Here is a 3,934-nt window from a genome sequence, read left to right on the forward strand (position 1 = left end):
TACACTGCCGTTGATAAAGCCGAAGATGAGAGGGAAATCTGCAACGCAATAAATGTTAATGCGGTAAAAATTATCGCTGATTTTTGCAAAAAAATTGATGCAAAACTAATTCATTACTCAACTGATTATGTCTTTGATGGCTCAGGAGAATTGCCTTTTACCGAAGAAAATTCAGAAAACCTTAACCCGATAAATTATTATGGTGAAACCAAGCTAAATTCAGAAAAAGAAATTATAAATTCAGGCTGTAAATATTTTATTTTTAGAATTAGTTGGGTTTATAATCATTCTGGCAAAAATTTTCCCTTCACAATATTGAAACTTGCTTCTGAACGAGATGAGCTTAAAATTGTCGCTGATCAAGTTGGAAGCCCTTGTTATTCAATGGATATAGCCAAAGCAACGCTTAAAATTATTGAAAATAAATCTAGCGATTTTGGCATTTATCACCTAACGCCGGAAGAATATATCTCTTGGTTTGAATTTGCCAAAATAATTGTTGAAAAAGCCAGAAAATATAGCAAGCCCTTAAAAGTTAAGGGGATTCTGCCAATTAAAACTTCAGAATTTCCAGTTAGAGCAAAACGCCCACTAAACTCAAGGCTAGATTCAAGTAAGGCATTAAAAATACTTGGGATTAAACTTCCAAAAATTGAAAATTCATTAGAAGAGTTTTTTAAGAAAATCTAAAATCCTAAAATATCTTTTACCTGTTGGTTATATTTTACTGGGTTGAATTCGGTGATTTTATAATCAGCGAGGTTTTTGATTTTGAAGGGGTCACCTGCAACAAATTTTTCAGCTTCATTAATATCAGCGAACATACCCACCACTATTCCACCAGATGGCGGGTTCTTCCGCCCTGAAAATATTAGGTGTTTGGAAGTGTAAAATTTATCCAAATACGCCCGATGCTCCGCCACATGCAAATCAATTTCAGCGAGTGGTTTTGTGTAGATTATGTCTATGATGAAAATATTGGGCATAAAAATTTAATATCTAATTTAACAAAATTATTACTTTCTTAATCACATATTGTCACCCCGCACTAGTTGCGGGGTAGATTGGCGGTTTAAAACTCTGCTCAACCCCGCAACTAGTGCGGGGTGACAATCCGTGGTAAAATTTAAGAAAAACAAAAATGTTATCCATTTAGTTGAAAATACAAATCTTCCCAATCATGATTAAACTTATTTATCGCATCAATTTTATAATTTCTTTTCCACTTTTTCATCAACTTTTCCCGTTGAATTGCATCTCTAACATCTTGATATGATTCATAGTAAACAAGCTTAACTAGGCTATTTTCTTTTGTGTATCCTGCAACTACGCCTTCTTTGTGCTCCCAAATTCTTCTGCATAAATCGTTAGTAACGCCGGTATAAAATTTCTCATTTTGACTATCCGTTAAGATATATACAAAATATGAGCTTTGCATAGAAGCAAGGTTTAAAAGGTTATTATTTTTTGTTGATTATTATCATCTTATCCACCGATTGTCACCCCACAAACTTTCTTCTATTCTGTGTCACCCCGCACAATCATCTGTTTGTCACCCCGCACTTGTTGCGGGGTAGATGGTTTCTTTATATAAAAAACTTAAATCTAATTTTCCTTCTTAAAAACACTTTTCTTGAGAGTTCTGGATAACAATCTACCCCGCAACAAGTGCGGGGTGACAAAGGGAGGAAATTTATTTTTTATGTATCTCTAATATCTTTGAAATATCTGAGTTAGAAATACCAGGGGCATTAACGCTAATTGGCGTAAAAATTACATCCACCATTTTTTGCTTAATTAAATTTTTAGTAGCCTCATCCTCTGTAGAATTTAGATAGGCTGTGTATGTTTTTATTAAAATTACCTTATCTTTGTATATCCTTCTTAAATTCAAGTAATATCTATACATCCTGCTTGCCCAAAATGTTATAGATGCAAATAAGAAAGTAGAAACTACCTTGGTTGAAATTAGCAAGAATGGCTTCAAATCTTCATTAAGAGTTATGAATTTAAAAACAAAATCTACAATATAAAGTGGTGCTATTATAGTCGCACCAAACAAGATTATTGATATAAATAACCATATATAGAATGGGGTTTTTAGTGCTTTATCTTCTGCATTAAAAAACTCTTGTTGCTTAGCAGAAGCAGAAATTCCAGAAGCAGTTTGAGCGTCCCTTAGAGCTTTTTCTGATAATTGCTCAGCCTGAGTAGCTTGCTTAAAGACATATTTTATTGAATTAGTTAAAAGTGGATGAGCAGTACACAAGTTATTTAGAGTAGAAAACAACTTATGTTGGTTCTTTAATAACTCTAGATGATATCTTTCCGCAAGAAAATCTTTTTCTAGAACTTCGGATAAACCAATGCTTTTTGAATTTTGTATTAAGTGATTTTTTTGTTTAGAAAAATCTTCTATTAAGCCTATTAACTCTTTTTGTTTAGATAAACATTCTAAAACAGAATCAGCAAATAAATATTCTTTAGTATATTCTTTAGTATATTCTTCAAAATTTTCCATCACCCCTCCACCTTCACATAAACCTCACTGCCCATTTCCTTGAATTTTTGGGACATTTCGTTGAAGGATTTTTCTATGGTTTGTTGATTCGTTGATTCGTTGCTTTGTTGTTTGGAATCAACGAAAGAACTAGTCAACGAAGCATCGGTTTTCGCAAACTCCCTAACCTCCTGAGTAATTTTCATTGAGCAGAATTTGGGGCCACACATAGAACAAAAATGGGCCACTTTTGCGGAATCCTTCGGCAGAGTTTCATCGTGAAAAGCCCTTGCGGTATCTGGATCAAGCGATAAATTAAATTGATCCTCCCACCTAAAATCAAATCTTGCTCTTGATAAAGCATCATCACGCATTTGCGCACCGGGGTGGCCTTTGGCTAAATCCGCCGCGTGTGCCGCAATTTTATAAGTGATAACGCCAGTTTTTACATCGTCTTTATTAGGCAAACCAAGATGTTCTTTTGGCGTAACATAACATAGCATTGCCGTTCCAAACCAGCCAATCATTGCCGCACCAATGCCTGAAGTTATGTGATCATAACCCGGTGCAATATCAGTTGTGAGGGGGCCTAAAGTATAGAAAGGTGCTTCTGAGCAGGCTTCTAGCTGTTTATCCATATTCTCTTTGATGAGGTGCATTGGCACATGGCCGGGGCCTTCTATCATGGTTTGAATATCGTGCTTCCAAGCAATTTGCGTAAGCTCCCCAAGGGTTTTAAGCTCTGCAAATTGTGCCGCATCATTCGCATCAGCGATAGAGCCAGGGCGAAGACCATCACCAAGTGAAAACGCTACATCATATGCTTTCATAATCTCGCAGATTTCCTCAAAGTGAGTGTAGAGGAAGTTTTCCTTATGGTGTGCAATGCACCATTTCGCATGAATTGAACCACCACGAGAAACAATTCCCGTAACTCTATTCGCAGTTAATGGCACAAATGGAAGGCGAACTCCCGCATGAATTGTGAAATAGTCAACGCCTTGCTCGGCTTGCTCAATTAATGTATCACGATAAATTTCCCAAGTGAGATCTTCAGCAATGCCACCAACTTTTTCAAGTGCTTGATAAATTGGCACTGTTCCAACTGGCACTGGGCAGTTACGAATTACCCATTCGCGGGTTGTATGAATATTTTTACCAGTGGATAAATCCATCAGCGTATCCCCGCCCCAACGGCAAGACCAAACCATCTTTTCAACCTCCTCACCAATTGAAGAAGTGATTGCAGAATTGCCAATATTTGTGTTGATTTTCACCAAGAAATTTCGCCCTATAATCATTGGCTCAGATTCAGGGTGATTAATATTTGAAGGGATAATCGCACGGCCACGAGCCACTTCTGAACGCACAAACTCCGGCGTGATTTCCTCAGGAATATTAGCACCCCAGCTAAACCCACCTTTAGAATTTTTC

5 protein-coding genes are annotated in these 3,934 nt (G+C 36.6%); 1 reads left to right on the forward strand and 4 read right to left on the reverse strand.

The window, feature by feature from the left end; genetic code table 11:
• Nucleotides 1-690: dTDP-4-dehydrorhamnose reductase (gene rfbD, locus SFT90_03005; GenBank protein MDX1949455.1), on the forward strand; the 690-nt coding region annotated here is incomplete at its 5' end.
• On the opposite strand, the gene SFT90_03010 is transcribed toward rfbD, so the two are convergent.
• From SFT90_03010 to thiC, 4 genes are all read right to left on the reverse strand, one after another.
• Nucleotides 687-986, reverse strand: coding sequence for a YciI family protein (locus tag SFT90_03010; GenBank protein MDX1949456.1), 300 nt, complete (start codon nucleotides 984-986; stop codon nucleotides 687-689). The genes rfbD and SFT90_03010 overlap by 4 nt on opposite strands.
• A 158-nt stretch (nucleotides 987-1,144) precedes the next feature.
• Nucleotides 1,145-1,438 (reverse strand): GIY-YIG nuclease family protein, encoded by a 294-nt coding sequence (locus SFT90_03015; GenBank protein MDX1949457.1) that lies wholly within the window; start codon nucleotides 1,436-1,438, stop codon nucleotides 1,145-1,147.
• Nucleotides 1,439-1,693: 255 nt separating this feature from the next.
• Nucleotides 1,694-2,521, reverse strand: a complete 828-nt coding sequence (locus SFT90_03020) for a hypothetical protein (protein ID MDX1949458.1) — start codon at nucleotides 2,519-2,521, stop codon at nucleotides 1,694-1,696.
• The coding region (thiC, locus tag SFT90_03025) for a phosphomethylpyrimidine synthase ThiC (GenBank protein ID MDX1949459.1) at nucleotides 2,521-3,934 on the reverse strand (1,414 nt) is incomplete at its 5' end. The genes SFT90_03020 and thiC, both read right to left, overlap by 1 nt.

It is taken from the genome of Rickettsiales bacterium, from assembly GCA_033762595.1.
GTDB lineage: Bacteria > Pseudomonadota > Alphaproteobacteria > Rickettsiales > UBA8987 > JANPLD01.

What these genes read in the sequence shown, in the direction of transcription:
- SFT90_03010 (MDX1949456.1), bottom strand. Translation starts at nt 986, where the DNA reads ATGCCCAATATTTTCATCATAGACATAATCTACACAAAACCACTCGCT.
- SFT90_03015 (MDX1949457.1), bottom strand. Translation starts at nt 1,438, where the DNA reads ATGCAAAGCTCATATTTTGTATATATCTTAACGGATAGTCAAAATGAG.
- SFT90_03020 (MDX1949458.1), bottom strand. Translation starts at nt 2,521, where the DNA reads ATGGAAAATTTTGAAGAATATACTAAAGAATATACTAAAGAATATTTA.